Source organism: Bacteroides caccae (assembly GCF_002222615.2).
Taxonomy (GTDB): domain Bacteria; phylum Bacteroidota; class Bacteroidia; order Bacteroidales; family Bacteroidaceae; genus Bacteroides; species Bacteroides caccae.
On the sequence record NZ_CP022412.2, the window covers coordinates 1230026 to 1246905 of the forward strand.

The 16880-nt window shown below is 40.9% G+C and carries 15 protein-coding genes and 1 tRNA gene; 8 read left to right on the forward strand and 8 right to left on the reverse strand.

Translation table 11 applies throughout. From position 1 onward, the window contains the following. Window positions 1–48: 48 nt before the first annotated feature. Both CGC64_RS04705 and CGC64_RS04710 read right to left on the reverse strand, forming a co-directional pair. Window positions 49–978, reverse strand: a complete 930-nt coding sequence (locus CGC64_RS04705; RefSeq protein ID WP_005679247.1) for a magnesium transporter CorA family protein — start codon at window positions 976–978, stop codon at window positions 49–51. A 216-nt stretch (window positions 979–1194) separates the two neighbouring features. Further along, window positions 1195–3678, reverse strand: a complete 2484-nt coding sequence (locus tag CGC64_RS04710; protein WP_005679248.1) for a TlpA family protein disulfide reductase — start codon at window positions 3676–3678, stop codon at window positions 1195–1197. Window positions 3679–3852: 174 nt separating this feature from the next. Here CGC64_RS04710 and gpmI point away from each other — a divergent pair, with 174 nt between their 5' ends. Together gpmI and CGC64_RS04720 are read left to right on the forward strand one after the other, a co-directional pair. Next, entirely contained in the window at window positions 3853–5367 is a 1515-nt protein-coding gene (gene gpmI, locus CGC64_RS04715; RefSeq protein WP_005679249.1) for a 2,3-bisphosphoglycerate-independent phosphoglycerate mutase, read from the forward strand. Between the two features lie 63 nt (window positions 5368–5430). Then, window positions 5431–6012 carry a DUF3109 family protein gene (locus tag CGC64_RS04720; protein WP_005679250.1) on the forward strand — a complete coding sequence of 194 codons (582 nt, stop codon included), beginning with the start codon at window positions 5431–5433 and terminating at the stop codon, window positions 6010–6012. A gap of 5 nt (window positions 6013–6017) precedes the next feature. Here the strand turns inward: CGC64_RS04720 and CGC64_RS04725 are convergent, their stop codons facing one another. The 4 genes from CGC64_RS04725 to CGC64_RS04745 all read right to left on the reverse strand — a co-directional run bounded on the left by CGC64_RS04725 (window position 6018) and on the right by CGC64_RS04745 (window position 8910). Next, window positions 6018–6203: a hypothetical protein gene (locus CGC64_RS04725; RefSeq protein WP_244288421.1), complete on the reverse strand. Its 186-nt coding sequence runs from the start codon at window positions 6201–6203 to the stop codon at window positions 6018–6020. 182 nt (window positions 6204–6385) lie between these two features. Then, window positions 6386–8344, reverse strand: coding sequence for a DNA topoisomerase (ATP-hydrolyzing) subunit B (gene gyrB / locus CGC64_RS04735; protein ID WP_005679252.1), 1959 nt, complete (start codon window positions 8342–8344; stop codon window positions 6386–6388). A 198-nt stretch (window positions 8345–8542) separates the two neighbouring features. After that, entirely contained in the window at window positions 8543–8797 is a 255-nt protein-coding gene (gene rpsT, locus CGC64_RS04740; RefSeq protein ID WP_004309474.1) for a 30S ribosomal protein S20, read from the reverse strand. A gap of 41 nt (window positions 8798–8838) precedes the next feature. After that, window positions 8839–8910: transfer RNA gene (locus tag CGC64_RS04745), tRNA-Glu, on the reverse strand. 418 nt (window positions 8911–9328) lie between these two features. Between CGC64_RS04745 and CGC64_RS04750 the strand changes: the two genes are divergently transcribed. The 6 genes from CGC64_RS04750 to CGC64_RS04775 all read left to right on the forward strand — a co-directional run bounded on the left by CGC64_RS04750 (window position 9329) and on the right by CGC64_RS04775 (window position 14078). Continuing rightward, window positions 9329–9802 (forward strand): RNA polymerase sigma factor, encoded by a 474-nt coding sequence (locus CGC64_RS04750; RefSeq protein WP_005679255.1) that lies wholly within the window; start codon window positions 9329–9331, stop codon window positions 9800–9802. Window positions 9803–9814: 12 nt separating this feature from the next. Continuing rightward, entirely contained in the window at window positions 9815–10396 is a 582-nt protein-coding gene (locus CGC64_RS04755; RefSeq protein WP_005679256.1) for a hypothetical protein, read from the forward strand. A gap of 62 nt (window positions 10397–10458) precedes the next feature. After that, a complete protein-coding gene (locus CGC64_RS04760; RefSeq protein WP_032855496.1) occupies window positions 10459–11037 on the forward strand; it encodes a preprotein translocase subunit SecD family protein in 579 nt (192 codons plus the stop codon). Window positions 11038–11097: 60 nt separating this feature from the next. After that, window positions 11098–11826, forward strand: coding sequence for a DNA repair protein RecO (recO, locus tag CGC64_RS04765; RefSeq protein ID WP_005679258.1), 729 nt, complete (start codon window positions 11098–11100; stop codon window positions 11824–11826). Window positions 11827–11943: 117 nt separating this feature from the next. Further along, window positions 11944–12888 carry a hypothetical protein gene (locus tag CGC64_RS04770; protein ID WP_005679259.1) on the forward strand — a complete coding sequence of 315 codons (945 nt, stop codon included), beginning with the start codon at window positions 11944–11946 and terminating at the stop codon, window positions 12886–12888. Beyond that, window positions 12885–14078 (forward strand): acyloxyacyl hydrolase, encoded by a 1194-nt coding sequence (locus tag CGC64_RS04775; protein ID WP_005679260.1) that lies wholly within the window; start codon window positions 12885–12887, stop codon window positions 14076–14078. Before CGC64_RS04770 ends, CGC64_RS04775 begins: the two co-directional genes overlap by 4 nt. A 294-nt stretch (window positions 14079–14372) precedes the next feature. Here CGC64_RS04775 and CGC64_RS04780 read toward each other — a convergent pair whose 3' ends face one another. Further along, window positions 14373–15347 (reverse strand): FimB/Mfa2 family fimbrial subunit, encoded by a 975-nt coding sequence (locus CGC64_RS04780; protein WP_005679261.1) that lies wholly within the window; start codon window positions 15345–15347, stop codon window positions 14373–14375. A gap of 34 nt (window positions 15348–15381) precedes the next feature. Then, on the reverse strand, window positions 15382–16878 hold the full coding sequence (locus tag CGC64_RS04785) for an Mfa1 family fimbria major subunit (RefSeq protein WP_005679262.1): 1497 nt from the start codon (window positions 16876–16878) through the stop codon (window positions 15382–15384). Between the last annotated feature and the right edge of the window lie 2 nt (window positions 16879–16880).

A 16880-nucleotide genomic window follows, 5' to 3' on the forward strand; every position in this document is an offset into this window, starting at 1 on the left:
AATTACAGCCTGTCATTTACTCAATAGTAGATGACAGGCTGTTGTATGTTAGAACCATTTGATCTTTCTGAATATCACAAACGCCAGCGTGGACAATCCGATAGAGAAGAGTACAATCAAAGAAAAAGCAAAGGGCACTTCTTCCAGATGAATATCTACGTTCATGCCATAAAAACTGGCAATCAATGTAGGGAGCATTAAGACGATAGACAAGCTGGTCATACGTTTCATGATAGTGTTCACATTGTTTGAGATAATGGAGGCGAAGGCGTCCATTGTCCCAGTGAGAATGTCGCTGTAAATGTTCACCGTATTGAGTGCTTGTTTCAATTCGATGATAACGTCTTCCACTAACTCTTTATCCAGAAAATCCGTATCCTGGAAAATAGTCTTAAGTTTACCTATCATCACTTCATTGCCACGAATGGAGGTGTTGAAGTAAACCAAGGTTTTCTGCAATCTCATCAGACGGAGCAGGTCTTCATTACGGATGCTGCGTTCCAACTCCTTCTCTGCTGCACTGATATCTATATTGATTTGTTTTAGATATTTCAGGAACCATACGGCGGAAGAGTAAATCAACCGGAGAATCAGATCGAGTTTATTACGGACTACAATACCTTTCCTACGGGTATGTTCGATGAAATCCGGTAGTAAATCGGTGTTATGGTAACATACGGATACTATAATCTCGTTGTTTGTGATTATGCCGATAGGTACAGTGGCGAAAGGCAGGCTTCCGTTCTGCTTGTTTTGCACAGGGATACGCAGGATCGTTAACAGCCAGTTATCTTCCGTATCCGTACGCGGACGTTCATCCGTGTCGGCTATGTCATCAAGAAATGATTCGGGTACGTTGAGTGTTTTAGTCAGAAATTCAAAGTCATCATTGTTCGGGCATACTACGTTTACCCAGCTATTAGGAAGCCATTGTGCTTTTTCCACAAAGCCGGCCTCACAATAAAGATACGTTCTCATCTTATTGTCTCCTTTCGTTTGTTTAGCACGAGCAGAGACATCAGATTTCAATGACTCTGTTCGCTTTAATTAATACTAGTTGTGCACGTTCGCGGGTTTGAATCGTCCATATTTCTATGATTTTAATGTAAAAGCGGTGCAAAGGTACGGAAAATCAAGCTGGCTTCCATTCTTTTGCACCGTTTTTTTCGAATTTCTACTGTTTGCAGTCCGCACTTACTCTGCGTGCTGCTCTGTTTCCGAAGGTTCGGAAGTACCGAAACGTTTCTTCAGATATTGTCCGATGCTGTAACTACTTAATTTTTCATTGGAGATACTGCCGTCTTTCTCTACGAGTTCGTAATGAGGAATGCCGTTGAAATGGAAAAGTTGGCGGAGGTAATTATATTCCGTTCCGGTGACATAATAACTTGCTTCTCCTTTCAGATGCTTTTCGACATATTGTTTGTAAGCTCCTGCCGGAGATTCTCTTTCTCCGGTGATATAAATAAACTGGAACTCCGGATGATCTTTGTACTTCTTGCGTAAGTCTGCTGTTGCTTCTATTCCGCTACGGCAAGGCCCGCAGCTAGTGGCCCAAAAGTCAACAAAGAGTACTTTGCCCGGATGATTCTTGATGATATTGCGGAAAATGTCGGTTGCTTTGCCTTCCGGGAGTTGGTATGATTTAGCATCTTCCGAAGGATAAGCATTTTCAAACAATTGTTCAGTTTCGGCAACTAAGAAGGGGGCAGTAAATTCTTGCTTGAGGCTGTCTATATATTCACGGGCAATTGTTTTTGTTTTTATATTTTGTAGGTCATAAGTGAGACGGCGTACTTTGGCTATTTGCCAGAGCAGAGGATTGGGAGTATTGCATAGCCGGGCGATAATGGCATTTTTCTTCTCTTCATATTTCTGTTCCATTGCTATGCTGGCCCTATCTTCTTCTTGCTGTGACTTTTCTTTTTGAGAAGGTTTCTGTTTATTGATATAGTCCATGTATTCTTTTACCAGTTTTTCTTCTTGTTTAAATAGAGCACTGGTCTTCCTGTCATCTTCTTGAAGTTCTGCAAGCGTTATTTTTATTTCTTGTCCGGCAAGTTTTTCCTGTTTTTGCCTTATCGCTTCTTGTTCAGCATTAAGTTTCACTCCTTTTTCTTTCAGGAATGTCAAGAGAGGTTTTTCTGGGTAAGTAAAAGGAATCTCCACCGATCCTTCGACTTCGTCCGAATAAGCTTTTCGGAGGGGAGCCATAAATTCAAAGCGATTGGTGAAGACGTCCGCTTTCTCATCTGCGAGAATTGTTTTATCGTCAAGTGGCATCTCTTTTAGGAAATCGTAATACGAATCATCTTCCTTTACTTTCAAGGCTTGATTGGCCGTATCTTGTTTGGCATAATAATCCCTGCTCATTGCAAAATCGAAGAATGCATTTCCTGTTTGCAGTTTTACCTTGTTTTTAATCAGGCAAACTGCCTTCAGGGAGGGGTGGTAGACCCGGCATACGGAATCGGCAATATGTTTCCATTGTGCGATGATAGGTCTCATGTGTTCCTTGTATTGGTTGGGAGTAAGTGTCTTTTGTGATTTGGATAAATCTTCGTACCGATAAGGAATAGACTTGCTAAAATCGGATAGTATATAGGAGAAGGGAGCTGTCGGTCCCATATATGCTATATTGTTAATCGGAAAATAATGATCGCGTGCACGGCTTCGAGCCATGATTGCTTCCCAGTCAATGTACATGGTGAGAGTTTGTCCAGGCTCAATATAGAATGGAATCCAGTTATTGTTGAGGGTTAATGATTGCTCTACCGGATGATGAATAACGAACTTGCATGTAAAACTTCCGTCTTTATCAATTTGCACAACAGTAGGATAATCTTCACGGGTGAGTTCATTTGATAGATAAACAAGTCCTGTCTCGAATCCCAAACGCGGGTCGTAGCCATCGATATATCCTTGCAGACAGGCGGTATCTTTACGGAAGAACTGTTGAAAACCATTGTCCGGCTCTATTGTGCTTATGGCAGCCTTTTGGCGGGTATACGATAATTCATTTGTTTGGTCTGTTTTTATAATACAGTTGCCACTCTTTTGCGGGGTTATCAACAATGTACGGATAGTCCCATTTTGTTTGTCTTTAACGGTCATCTCAATTCGTTTCCCTTTCTTGCGGATACTTTCATTGGTGTATATCCGATTATTCATGATCGTGATTGAATCGTAAATTCCGTATTCCCACTGACCGGAGCCGTCTGTCTTGAACCAGTTACCCTTGACGGCAGCTAGTGGAGGAGTATTCTTTCCTTTCTGCGGAATCAAGGAAATATCGTATGTATTCCCTTCATAATTAGTCGGGCTGAGAAGGTGGATCGTTTGAGTTTCTTCAGGCAGGGGTTCGAAAATAAGCACGTAGTCTTTTTCACCGGAATCAGGCATATATACTTCTTTATTGATTTCGATACCTTCTGCACCTTTAAACTTATATTTCTTTCCGGTGGTTGCATCTTCCAGGTAACTTGTTCCTTTTTCTTTAATCCACCAGTGCGGACGAAAAATAGCATGTATGTATACTCGTGTACTTTCTGGAGTACGTTCTATGCGGGTAATGTTGGAGATACTTCCCGAACGGGCTTTGAAAGGAGGATTGTCGATTGTTTGTGCACTTAGTATGCCTGATAATACAAGTAAAATGCAGAATAAGGTTGCTTTCATAATAATAGTTTTTTGATGAACGTGTTTAATACTATCCTTACAAAGTAAGGAAAATATCCATAGCCTTGTATTCTTTTACTCTGCAACTTAACATAGATTAAACGTTCAGGTAATCATCTTTTTTGTACCTTTGCAGCCGGAAAATCAGAGTGATAATTTAAATATTGAAATATTATGAGTAAGAAAGCCCTTTTAATGATCCTCGACGGTTGGGGATTAGGCGACCAAAAGAAAGACGACGTAATCTTCAACACTCCCACTCCTTATTGGGATTATCTGATGAATACTTACCCTCATTCCCAGCTTCAGGCAAGCGGTGAAAACGTAGGTTTGCCCGACGGACAAATGGGTAACTCGGAAGTCGGTCACTTGAATATCGGTGCCGGACGTGTGGTTTATCAGGATTTAGTAAAAATCAACCGTGCTTGCGCTGATAATAGTATTCTGAAGAATCCTGAGATTGTCGCTGCTTTTTCTTATGCAAAAGAAAATGGAAAGAATGTTCACTTTATGGGGCTGACTTCTAACGGTGGCGTACATAGCTCACTCGTTCATCTCTTCAAACTTTGCGACATCGCTAAAGAATATAATATCGACAATACATTCATCCACTGCTTTATGGACGGTCGTGATACTGATCCGAAGAGCGGTAAAGGTTTTATCGAGGAACTATCTGCGCACTGTGAAAAGTCAGCAGGAAAGATTGCTTCAATCATCGGCCGTTATTATGCTATGGACCGTGACAAACGTTGGGAACGTGTGAAAGAAGCCTATGATTTGTTAGTAAAAGGTGAAGGTAAGAAAGCTGCCGATATGGTTCAGGCAATGCAGGAATCTTATGATGAAGGCGTGACAGACGAATTTATCAAACCGATTGTAAATGCTAATTTCGACGGAACAATCAAAGAAGGAGATGTAGTAATCTTCTTCAACTACCGTAACGACCGTGCGAAAGAGTTGACAGTAGTATTGACTCAACAAGATATGCCGGAAGCTGGTATGCGTACAATCCCGGGACTGCAATATTACTGTATGACTCCGTATGACGCTTCTTTCAAAGGTGTACACATCTTATTCGATAAAGAAAACGTTTCTAATACGTTGGGTGAATACCTTGCTGCTAAGGGACTGAATCAACTCCATATTGCAGAAACAGAAAAGTATGCTCACGTAACATTCTTCTTCAACGGTGGCCGTGAAACTCCGTACGATAACGAAGACCGTATTCTTGTTCCGTCTCCGAAAGTTGCTACTTACGACTTGAAGCCGGAAATGAGCGCTTACGAAGTAAAAGACAAACTGGTGGCTGCTATCAATGAAAACAAATATGACTTCATCGTAGTAAACTTTGCTAACGGTGATATGGTAGGTCATACCGGCATTTACGAAGCAATCGAAAAAGCTGTTGTTGCTGTTGATGCTTGTGTGAAAGATGTAATCGAAGCCGCTAAAGCACGGGATTACGAAGCAATCATTATCGCTGACCATGGTAATGCTGACCATGCTTTGAATGAAGACGGTACTCCGAATACTGCCCACTCTTTGAATCCGGTTCCTTGTGTTTACGTAACAGAAAACAAAGCTGCGAAAGTAGAAGATGGCCGTCTGGCAGACGTTGCTCCAACTATCCTGAAGATTATGGGACTGGAAGCTCCGGCTGAAATGAACGGGAATGTTTTGATTAAGTAATTTAGATTTCTATAACTGGGAGGGCGGAGTAGAACTCCGCCCTTTTTGTCTCACATAAGTTTTATGATTCAGATTAATGATGTAGTTGTATCGCTTGATGTACTTCAGGAGAAATTTCTTTGTAACTTGGATGCCTGTAAAGGTGAATGTTGCATTGAGGGAGATGCCGGAGCACCGGTAGAATTGGATGAAGTGATGAAACTGGAGGAAGTGTTGCCGGTTATCTGGGATGAACTGGCTCCGGAAGCGCGTGCGGTGATAGAAAAGCAGGGGGTGGTATATACTGACCAGGAAGGAGACTTGGTAACTTCTATTGTAAATAACAAAGACTGTGTCTTTACTTGTTATGACGAGAAAGGATGTTGCTACTGTGCTATTGAAAAAGCTTTCCGGGAAGGAAAAACAGATTTCTATAAACCGATATCATGTCATCTTTATCCTATTCGCATTGGAGATTACGGACCTTATAAAGCGGTGAATTATCATCGTTGGGATGTATGCAAGGCTGCGGTTCTGTTAGGAAAAAAAGAGAATGTCCCTGTCTATAAATTTCTGAAAGAACCTTTGATTCGTAAATTCGGTGAAGAATGGTACAAAGAACTTGAAGCTGTTGCCGAAGAATTGAAAAAGCAACATTTTATCTAAACTTCCTATTTCTTACGTGTGCCAAATACCTGATACAGCAAGATGCATAGTGCTACGGCCATTACACATACTGGTGCTATCCATGCTTCCGGATGAATGATGACCAGAAAGATGCAGGTAACGATAACGCACAATGTCAGGACAATAAGAAATAGTCTGATCTTTGCGAATAACGGGTTAGTAGTTTTCATCTTCATAGCTACTGTTTTCTATGTTTTTTTGCAATATAGTGATTTAGCACTGAAAATGTTACTGTCTTTAGTCTTTATTAAGATATGGATAAAGAAAAACGCCGATCGAAGAATGCTCCTTCTTCATCGGCGTTTCCTCGTTGTAAGATGTGAGGTTGGTTTATAAAAACGTAAAATTAATATTATGTATCGATATTCGCATACGTTGCGTTTTCTTCAATAAACTCTCGGCGTGGTCCTACGTCTTCACCCATTAACATAGAGAAGATGTAGTCAGCTTCTGCAGCGTTATCGATATTCACTTGTTTCAGCATACGGTTTTCAGGGTCCATAGTTGTTTCCCACAACTGTTGGGCATTCATTTCACCCAAACCTTTGTAACGTTGTGTATGGATTGCATTTTCCGAACCGCCGCCGTAAGTATCAATAAACTTCTGGCGTTGTGCATCTGTCCAGCAATATTCTTCTACTTTACCCTTTTTGCAGAGATAGAGCGGGGGAGTAGCGATGTACAGATAACCGTTTTGAATGATCTGCGGCATATAGCGGAAGAAGAACGTCATAATCAGTGTGTCGATGTGAGAACCATCGACATCGGCATCGGTCATGATGATAATCTTGTGGTAACGCAGTTTTTCAATATTGGCCTCTTTACTGTCATCCTCGGTTCCGATAGTGACACCCAATGCGGTATAGATGTTACGGATTTCGTCACTTTCCAGCGCTTTGTGATACATCGCTTTCTCAACATTCAGAATCTTACCGCGAAGCGGAAGGATTGCCTGGAACATACGGTTACGTCCTTGCTTGGCGGTACCACCTGCCGAATCACCCTCGACGAGGAATAACTCGCATTTTGACGGATCTTTATCCGAACAGTCTGCCAGCTTACCCGGCAAACCACCACCGGACATCGGAGATTTACGTTGTACCATTTCACGGGCTTTTCTTGCTGCGTGGCGTGCTGTAGCAGCCAGGATCACTTTGTCTACAATCGTTTTTGCTTCCTTCGGATGTTCTTCCAGGTAGTATGACAAAACTTCACCTACGGCCTGGTCTACGGCACCCATGACTTCGTTGTTACCCAACTTCGTTTTCGTTTGTCCCTCAAACTGAGGTTCAGCTACTTTTACGGAAATAACAGCAGTTAGACCTTCGCGGAAGTCGTCTCCCGAGATTTCTACTTTTACCTTTTCCAACATCTTGCTGTCTTCGGCATATTTTTTCAGTGTACGGGTCAGTGCACGGCGGAAACCGGCGAGGTGCGTACCACCTTCAATCGTATTGATATTATTAACGTAAGAGTGAACGTTTTCCGAGAACCCTGTATTGTACATGATTGCTACTTCAATGGGGATTCCCTGTTTTTCGGAGTTCAGGTAAATCACGTCATTAATCAAGTGTTCGCGTGAAGACTCGATGAAACGTACAAATTCTCTCAGTCCTTCTTCCGAATAGAACTGTTCACTTTTGAAGCTACCGTCCTCATTCACTACCCGGCGATCTGTCAGCGTGATACGCAGGCCGGCGTTCAAGTAAGCCAGCTCGCGTAGTCGTGAAGCCAAGATCTTGTAATCATATACCGTTTCTGTAAAAATGGTATCATCCGGCCAAAACTGCTGGCGGGTTCCCGTAATGTCGGCAGTACCGACTTCCTTTACCGAATATAGCGGTTTGCCTATTTCATATTCCTGCTGGTAGATCTTACCGTTGCGGAATACTTGCGTAGTCATGTGAGTAGACAGCGCGTTTACACAAGACATACCTACACCGTGCAAACCTCCGGATACTTTATAGGAACCTTTGTCGAATTTACCTCCGGCGTGTAGGACGGTCATTGCTACTTCCAGTGCCGACTTCTTTTCTTTTTCATGATAGTCGACCGGAATACCGCGTCCGTTGTCCTGTACTGTGATTGAATTGTCTTCGTTGATCGTTACTTCGATATGGTCGCAATAGCCGGCCAAAGCTTCGTCGATAGAGTTGTCAACGATTTCGTATACCAAATGGTGAAGTCCCTTTATACTGATGTCACCGATGTACATCGCAGGGCGTTTTCTCACTGCTTCAAGACCTTCCAATACTTGGATACTATCCGCAGAATAAGACCCGTTATTGGGAGTGATTTGTTCTTCGCTCATAATTGCCTTTCTAACTTTAATAACAGAGCAAATATAGTGAAATTTGTCGACTTGGCGAAGAATAAACCGTGAAAAATGAAGAATGAAAGTGGATTCTGTACTTTTACGATAGACTTGATAGTCAAGTGTCTATACACAGTAAAGGCCGAACTTAAAAGTTCAGCCTGATGCTATATAGAATTGTTAAATTCCTATGTATTAAGCGAGCTTGTTGATATAAAGAGCGAGCTTAGATTTCAGATTGTTAGCTTTATTTTTGTGAATAATGTTCACTTTAGCCAACTTATCCAACATCTTTGTAATGCCCGGATACATTGCAACTGCTTCAGCTTTGTCTGTAGTTGCGCGAAGCTTTCTAACAGCATTTCTCATGGTCTTACCATAGTATCTGTTATGAAGTCTTCTAGTCTCTTCTTGTCTGATTCTTTTCAGTGATGATTTATGATTTGCCATTTCGACTAATCTATTTTTTAGTTCTTTATTCTTTTTACTTGTAGCCCGTGGGGGAATCGAACCCCCCTTTCAAGAATGAAAATCTTGCGTCCTAACCGATAGACGAACGGGCCATCCTGTTGTTGCATTTCTGCATTTTGCTTTCTCGAATCAGTGTTTGTTTCTCGATTGCGGATGCAAAGGTAGGAACTTTTTTGAAACTGACAAACTATTCATTAAATTTTTTTCGATAAAATAGTCGTTTTTTTCTCTTGATGTTTTGTTTTATATTGAAAATCAGTGGAATAAATGGCAGATTTTTTTGTGAGAAAATGTACGCTCTCTTAAAAATACCGGGAAGTATATATACTTGTATACCTTAATATATAGGAAAGTTTATTTCCGATTTAAATCGCGAACTTGTTTTTTCTTTGTAAGAATGTAATCCGGTTTAAAAAAGAAATCTGCAAAGTCATAAAAATGCAGTTTTTTATGTTTCTCTTTGTAACTAAATGATTATTTTGACGACTAACGGGACAAATGCTAAGAACGATGAATGACAATAAAGAATTTATAGATATGCTATTGCAGAACAAACGTATCATTTATAAGATATGTTTTATGTATGCGAGGGACAATGATGATATTAATGATTTGTATCAGGATGTCGTTCTTAGTTTGTGGAAGAGCTTTCGGAACTTTAAAGGTCATAGTAGCGTGAGCACATGGATATATCGGATTACACTCAACACTTGCATCACAAACCTGCGGAAAAAGAAGAATTATGATTATGTACCATTGAAACAAGACATAGATATACTGGATGATTGCGAACATGACGAATGCATGAAACATCTGTATCAGCTTATACATCAATTAGATAATGTAGATAAGATGTATATTATGCTTTGGTTGGATGAAAAAAGTTATGATGAAATAGCGGAAATAGTAGGAGTGGGTCGCAATAATGTGGCCATCCGTATTCATCGTATTAAAGAGAAACTGAAAAAGATGTCGAACCGATAAATAGAATATAATATGGAATTTGATGAACTAAAAAAGGCATGGGGACAATTTAATGATAAGATCAATTGTCAGGAAGTTGTCGAAAGGCAGCAAGTTGAAGAAATGCTCGCAAAGAAGAGAATGACCAGCTATAACCGGTTATTATGGTATGAACGGATCTCTCTGGGGATTCTGTTTTTTTTGTTTTTGAATGTTTTAGTTTACATTCTGATTGACCCCTTTTTCCTGGCCATGTCGAATATAGTATTCTTTATTGCAATCTCGGTACCCTTCGGGATAAATCTGTTTCAGTATTATAAACTCAAACAAGCAGGATGCATGAAATATGATTTGGAACGCCAGATTCTTCATGTTTTGCAGTATAAATCATCGCTTTATTGGGGATACATCAGTACTTATGTTGCTTTTGTTCCGTTCCTTGCCTGGTCCATCATTTATGCTACTCTTGTACGGGGATGTATTATTGTGGGTATTGTGTTGTTGCTGGTCATTCTTGATATCTTTGTATTCCGGCATTTATATCGGAAAGTGGGACAACTCCTTGAAGCGAATAAAGAATTGAGAAGGCTGGAAGATATGATACAAAATAACTGATTGAATAGCTTATGTTCCTATTTACTAACTATTTCCGATAATCACTCTAAATTAAATATATTATGAGAACTATTTTATTTATCTCTTTTTTGTTGCTTCTTTGGTGCGGCTTTTCTTCATTTGAGAGTACTTCTGTCCGTCCTAACGGCTGGTATTATGTGATTGATATGGAGCATGACAGTTTGTCGGCAGACCCGATTGTGACAGTGAAAGATTTCGCAAGGATAAAACTGGATTCAGTGTCGGACTCGAACGAGGACAATATGGCTTACCGTATTCTCGGAGTATTGGACGACTCTCATAAAACGACTTGGGCTGAAGCGACGGAAAAGTCAATAGGCAAGCATATCGGATTCTTATTCAATGGTGTCATTCTTACAGCTCCTTATGTGAATTGTAAGATAGAGAGTGGCAAATTCTTTATTGCTACGGATAAGGCCTACGATATGAAACTGCTTTATCAACAGATTCTTCAGGAAGCCGGATGTAAAAGTGAGTTCGGCTTTACAGATGAAGTAGGCCAAGGAGAATCTACATTCACTTTCTGGCTCATAAGAGGGGGGCTCATTGGTTTACTTCTGGTTATTATGTGTTTTGGATTCTTAAAAGTACGGAAGATTAAAAAGACTGTTTCAGGATGAAATAGGGCATTGGTCGCATTTTTTTTGTAGTTTTGCTACCGGATTGAAATATGCAAGTATATGCTGCAAAAGACAAAAGGAATAGTTCTTCATACGCTCAAATATAATGATACTTCTATCATTGTAGATATGTATACGGAGTTGTCCGGAAGGGCTTCGTTTCTTGTCGCAGTACCTCGTTCGCGAAAGGCGGCAGTGAAGTCTGTTCTGTTCCAACCGTTGTCTTTCATTGAGTTCGAGGCCGATTATCGTCCGAATGCGACACTTTATCGCATCAAGGAGGCGAAATCTTTTTATCCCTTTTCTTCTATTCCCTATGACCCGTATAAATCTTCAATGGCACTTTTCTTGTCAGAGTTCCTCTATCGGGCAGTTCGGGAGGAGGCAGAGAATCGTCCTTTGTTCGCTTATTTGCAACATTCAATTATTTGGCTGGATGAGTGTGGGGGAGGTTTTGCCAATTTTCATCTGGTGTTTTTGATGAGACTTTCCCGCTTTTTGGGGCTTTACCCTAATTTGGAAGACTACCATACAGGCGATTATTTTGATTTGCTGAATGCCTGTTTCACTTCCATTCGTCCCCAACTGCATTCTTCCTATATTAATCCTGAGGAGGCAGGGCGACTCCGCCAGTTGATGCGCATGAATTATGAAACAATGCATCTTTTCGGCATGAGTCGTGCGGAACGTGCTCGTTGCCTGACCATTATGAATGACTATTATCGCTTGCATCTGCCGGATTTCCCGGCTTTGAAATCACTGGAAGTATTGAAAGAATTGTTTGATTAGATTTGTTATTCGCTTGTTGTATGTAACTTTAGTTATATTTTTACATGGGTTAAAGCCATTGAGTTCTAAAAATATATATTACTTTTGTCCTCAATGTAATGACTAGAGCTAAACAACATGAAGATATTCATAAACTTAACGGAATATATTCTTATTCTATTGGTGTTTTATGGTTGTAACGGTGATGTATTTGTTGACGATTTCCGGTCTGCCGATTCCGAACTGACTTTGGATGGCAATGGCGACACCAAAATCATTCGGTTTGCTTCTTCCAATTGGGACGTATTGGGAGTGTATACGTATGATGAAGGTTTTACCTATTCGTATGCAGTGTATGATGCGGGTGGTGATCTGATAACAACGGACCAATTTCCATATCTTAAAGGACAGGGCAAGATTGTGTGCAATGAGGAATTGATCGGTTTCACTATCGAACGTAGTAATCCCCGGGAACTGAAGATTGCAGTAGAAGAGAATGCCCGTTCTACTCATTTTCAATTCAAACTCACGGTGAGCAACGAATATGAGTCTCAGGAGATATACGTTGATATTTCACCATCGGACAGGTATGTGATTGATCATATCACTTATTATTCTTTAGACGAGGATTCTTATGAGAAAAGAATCGAAGCAAAAAGGAGTTTTGTGCAACCTAATGGCTGGGGTATTGACTATCCGTGTTTACTGTCTCCTTACGAGAATGTTTATCATGAAGTGATGTTCAGAAGCGACATGCCGGAACTTTTTCAACTATTGGGAGAAAGTAACCTGACAGTAGAGATACCAAGCGTAGAAAACGGTCATTTGCAGATGAACGGTAAACAGGTGCGATATACTTCCAAGCAGCAAACATTACCTTTTTCCAATACGGAACAGATAGAAGTCTCTATTCCACCTTATACGACCCAGCGTATCACTGTGCTGATAGAGTATTACTGGTTTGAAACTAGATACGCCCTCTATGCTGTTCACCCAAAGACCGGGAAACGGCGGACCATAAACGGCACGTTGCAAAGTAAAATGCCTGCTGCATATTACATAACACGAGAAAATATCAAATGACTAAAGATATGAATACCGGACGGTTACTATACATTATTTGTCTGTTGACGATTTCTGTAGTTGGCGGGAATCTGAAGGCTCAGACAATTGTGAAGCATCAGATTGGTTTTGATATTCGTCCGGGGTATGTAGCTCCGACAAACAGCTTTCTGGAAGGAGATAATGCACGGCAGAAGACCATTGACCAGTCACTTTCCCTACATCTGAAGTATGCTTTCCGGTTCAATAAAGATTCCCGATTAGGCCGGCTGTACCCCCATGCCTATCAGGGGATAGGTGTATCTTATAATACCTTCCACTCTCCCGCTGAACTTGGAAATCCGGTGGTGGTATATGCTTTTCAGGGGGCACCTATTGTACAACTTTCGCCTCTCTTGTCATTTGATTACGAGTGGAATTTCGGTGCTTCTTTCGGTTGGAAGAAATATGACGGGCTATATAATCCGCAGAATGAGGTTATCGGTTCTAAAATCAATGCATACATCAATCTGGGGTTTATCTTGAACTGGCAGCTTCATCCGCAATGGAAATTGGCCGCAGGTGTGGACTTCACACATTTTTCTAACGGAAACACGCATTATCCTAATGGTGGACTCAATGTGATCGGTGGGAGAGTCGGCATTGTACGCACCTTTGGAGATGCGGATGAGACACTCGGAACAGTATCCCCCAAGCGGGTATTTATAAAGCCGCATGTCAGTTATGATCTGGTAATATACGGTGCCACTCGTAAGAGGGGATTCGTAAAGGACAATATACCGAGTCTGGTTCCCGGTTCGTTTGGTATTGCAGGTCTCAACTTTGCTCCAATGTATAACTTCAACAACTATTTTCGGGCGGGCCTTTCTGTGGATGCGCAGTATGACGAGAGTGCCAATATCAAAGATTATAAATTGGAAGGAAGTTATTCGGGCGATTTAAAGTTTCATCGTCCTCCTTTTCGTGAGCAATTTGCAGTGGGGTTGTCCCTCCGTGCAGAACTGGTAATGCCCATTTTCTCAATCAATGCCGGGCTAGGACGGAATCTGGTATGCCATGGAGATGATACGCAGGGATTCTACCAGATTCTAGCTCTCAAAACTTATGTCACACGCCACTTGTTCCTGCACGTTGGATACCAGTTGAGCAAGTTTAAGGATCCCAACAATCTGATGCTGGGGCTTGGATATCGGTTCCATGACAAAAGATGAAAGGCTGTATTGTTTTCATATAGCTTCTTTAATTCTATTATTTCAGAAGTTGATAAGGCTTTGATATTCTAGTCATCTATAAAACAAACAGTGCATCCGTTCCTCTCTTGGAATGGATGCACTTAATACAAACAAAACAAACAATGAATAAAACGGTTTCTCAAAGATTATGCCGTTTTATTTGAGTGGGAATATTTATATGCTATGAGGGCAAAAGCCCGCTTGGGTACTTCACAGTAGCCTTTTTTACATCTCACCTATATTATGTTGTATAAATACTTATTTCTTAATTTTCTATGATCCTAGTTCAGAATCATTCAGACGTATAATCCAGTCGTTTACTTTCATTGTTGGAATCCTCGGAATCCCCGTGTCCGATGATTGTATAAAGAACATGAGTGTGTAAGAATCTTCTCGGTCAAGATATTCTTGATCACTTATGTCACCTATGTTATTAGGATAATTTTTTGATAACAATAAATATTGGGTGAGTGGTAGGTGCAGAATAGTTTTCCCGCTTGGTGTATGTTTTATTGATAATGTTGTGTCGTCTCCCTTCATGATGCGCAGTGTATTTAATCTGGCGTGAATGATGGGGATTTGTTCGGAAGTCAGAGACAGTTCCTGTCGATATGGAAGATAACAGGTCGGAGTTGTGCCGACAGGAGTATTTGTATAGTCTATTACACCGTTGGTGGATTCTAGGGTGAAAGCGAAGTCCTCTTGTCGTAGAGGAAGATTGTTCTCATCCTGTAGGATACACGAGAAGTAATTCGTATTTTTCACTAGTCCGGCAGTGATGACCTGATATTCTTCACTGATAGTAATATTTTCAAGGCTACTGTGAAAGAGTGCATTCAGTTTCCTGTTAAACTGATTCTTATTGTCACATGCCAGCGATATATTCAGAGATTTCCGTTCAGTTTGTCCAGCCTTGAGATTCGGGAGCTGATACTGGTAGCCGGATATCCCTCCCCATATAAGCAGGTGATAAGTTTCTTCGGGAAACGGTAGTCTTACCATGCAGTAGCCTTGATGTAATGTTATACTGTCTACGTCCAATCGATCCACATACTTGTCATTCTTGTCGAAGGCAAGAATGGTAATGTCGCCTACCTGCGTAGATGCAGCGTCCACGTTCAGGATATTATAGGTATATGATATCTTTAACCAAGTTCCTGTAGGACAGTCTGATAAATCGTCATTCACCCAATCACAGGACGAGAACAACGCGACAATGCAGATAATATGTAGTAGAAATGAACGCATTTATGATGATTTTAATTCAGTTGGCCGGTACTACTTATTCAAGTTCTACATCTTGATTACGTACGGCCCATGGAAAAACATTGATATTGATGTCCAGTTCGGCCTTATATTCGTCCGGTTGTTCCGGCTCAATGTAAGGATCTCCACTACCGAGTCCTGCCACTTTACTGATAGACAGACGATATATATTATTACGAACAATACCGAATTCCATTACACCCATTTCTGTAGATTCATAATTATCCTCGTGCTTGATCCAGTAGTTGTAGTAACATGAGTAGTTTTCTGTTTTCTGGAAACGTTTGATACTGTATTTGGCAAGAGTCTCTGTGTCCGAATCGTCTGTGACATCTGACGGTAAGTTATTCAGAACCTGTTTACGTATTGCATCTACACTGATGTAGAAGTTATAATTGAAATAGAACATCTTGGTAGGCCAGTTGGACGGATTGTTTATATTGGTACCATTTTCGTCGAAAACGCGGTTAGTGGCGATGTCCATGTTGGCTTTGAACATTACTCCGGTACTGTATGCATTCAATTGTGCATCAACGAACATACAGTTCTCCAGACAGTAAATGTATGACCAGCTATTGGCTGGTGCCATACCTGCCCAGTTATTGTCGTTGATGTCAGTATCTACTAATGCTTGTGCGAAGAAACCGTCGGCATTTGTGAAATCTTTGGCACCTTCCACTGTTTTCTTGAAGAAATAAGGATCGATTAGATAACCGTTGACATCGGGAATGTCACCAAAGTTTTCTTCCGTATACGAAGCCGGCTCCTGAAAGCTATTCAATGTGGCTGTGTGGCGGAATGTGTAGAATTTAGTTGCCAGATTCAACATTCTGAATGTGTTGAGTTTTATGGTACAATACACCTCTCCGTTGGGATCTTTCAGGGGAAAAGTCTCTTGTTTTTGAGTTAGTTCGATTTTGGCAACGGCACGCTCAAGACTGATAGATACATTGGTTATCTTGTCCGAATCAGTAGGCTTTCTTATCTCTATGTTCAGGTTGGCTGCACCACGGTTTGTCATAACAAAGCCCTCTGTGGGTACATTTGGAATCTTTCCTGTACTGTACGTTACTTCATCGACAGCATTTAAGAAATCGTCTTGCATGGTGATTTCTTTGTTGATTGCTTTCCCGTTGGCAATGGCAAAGATATTGTATGTACCCGGATTTACGGTAATTCTGTCAGCGGTATACTGTATATTTCTCCCTTCTCCTTTGACCTGTCTGATGTTCTTCAGTTCTTGTTGGTCTTTCAGACTTTTAGTAGTCGAATCGAACAGATAGACTGTCAGACTTTTTACTGCATATTCATCCTTTGAGCCAGTCTCTGTCACGCCTGATGATTCGGCGCTGCGAGTGTGGTTTTCATTGGGGATTTCAAAGAATAGGGCAAGATTGCCGTTTGAATCCGTGTGGCTCTCATCGGAAAAAGCTACATCTGCATCATTGATGCAACTGTACTGTGTGACTGCTGCCATAAACAACAGTGACATTAGTTGTGTGAATCTTTTCATTT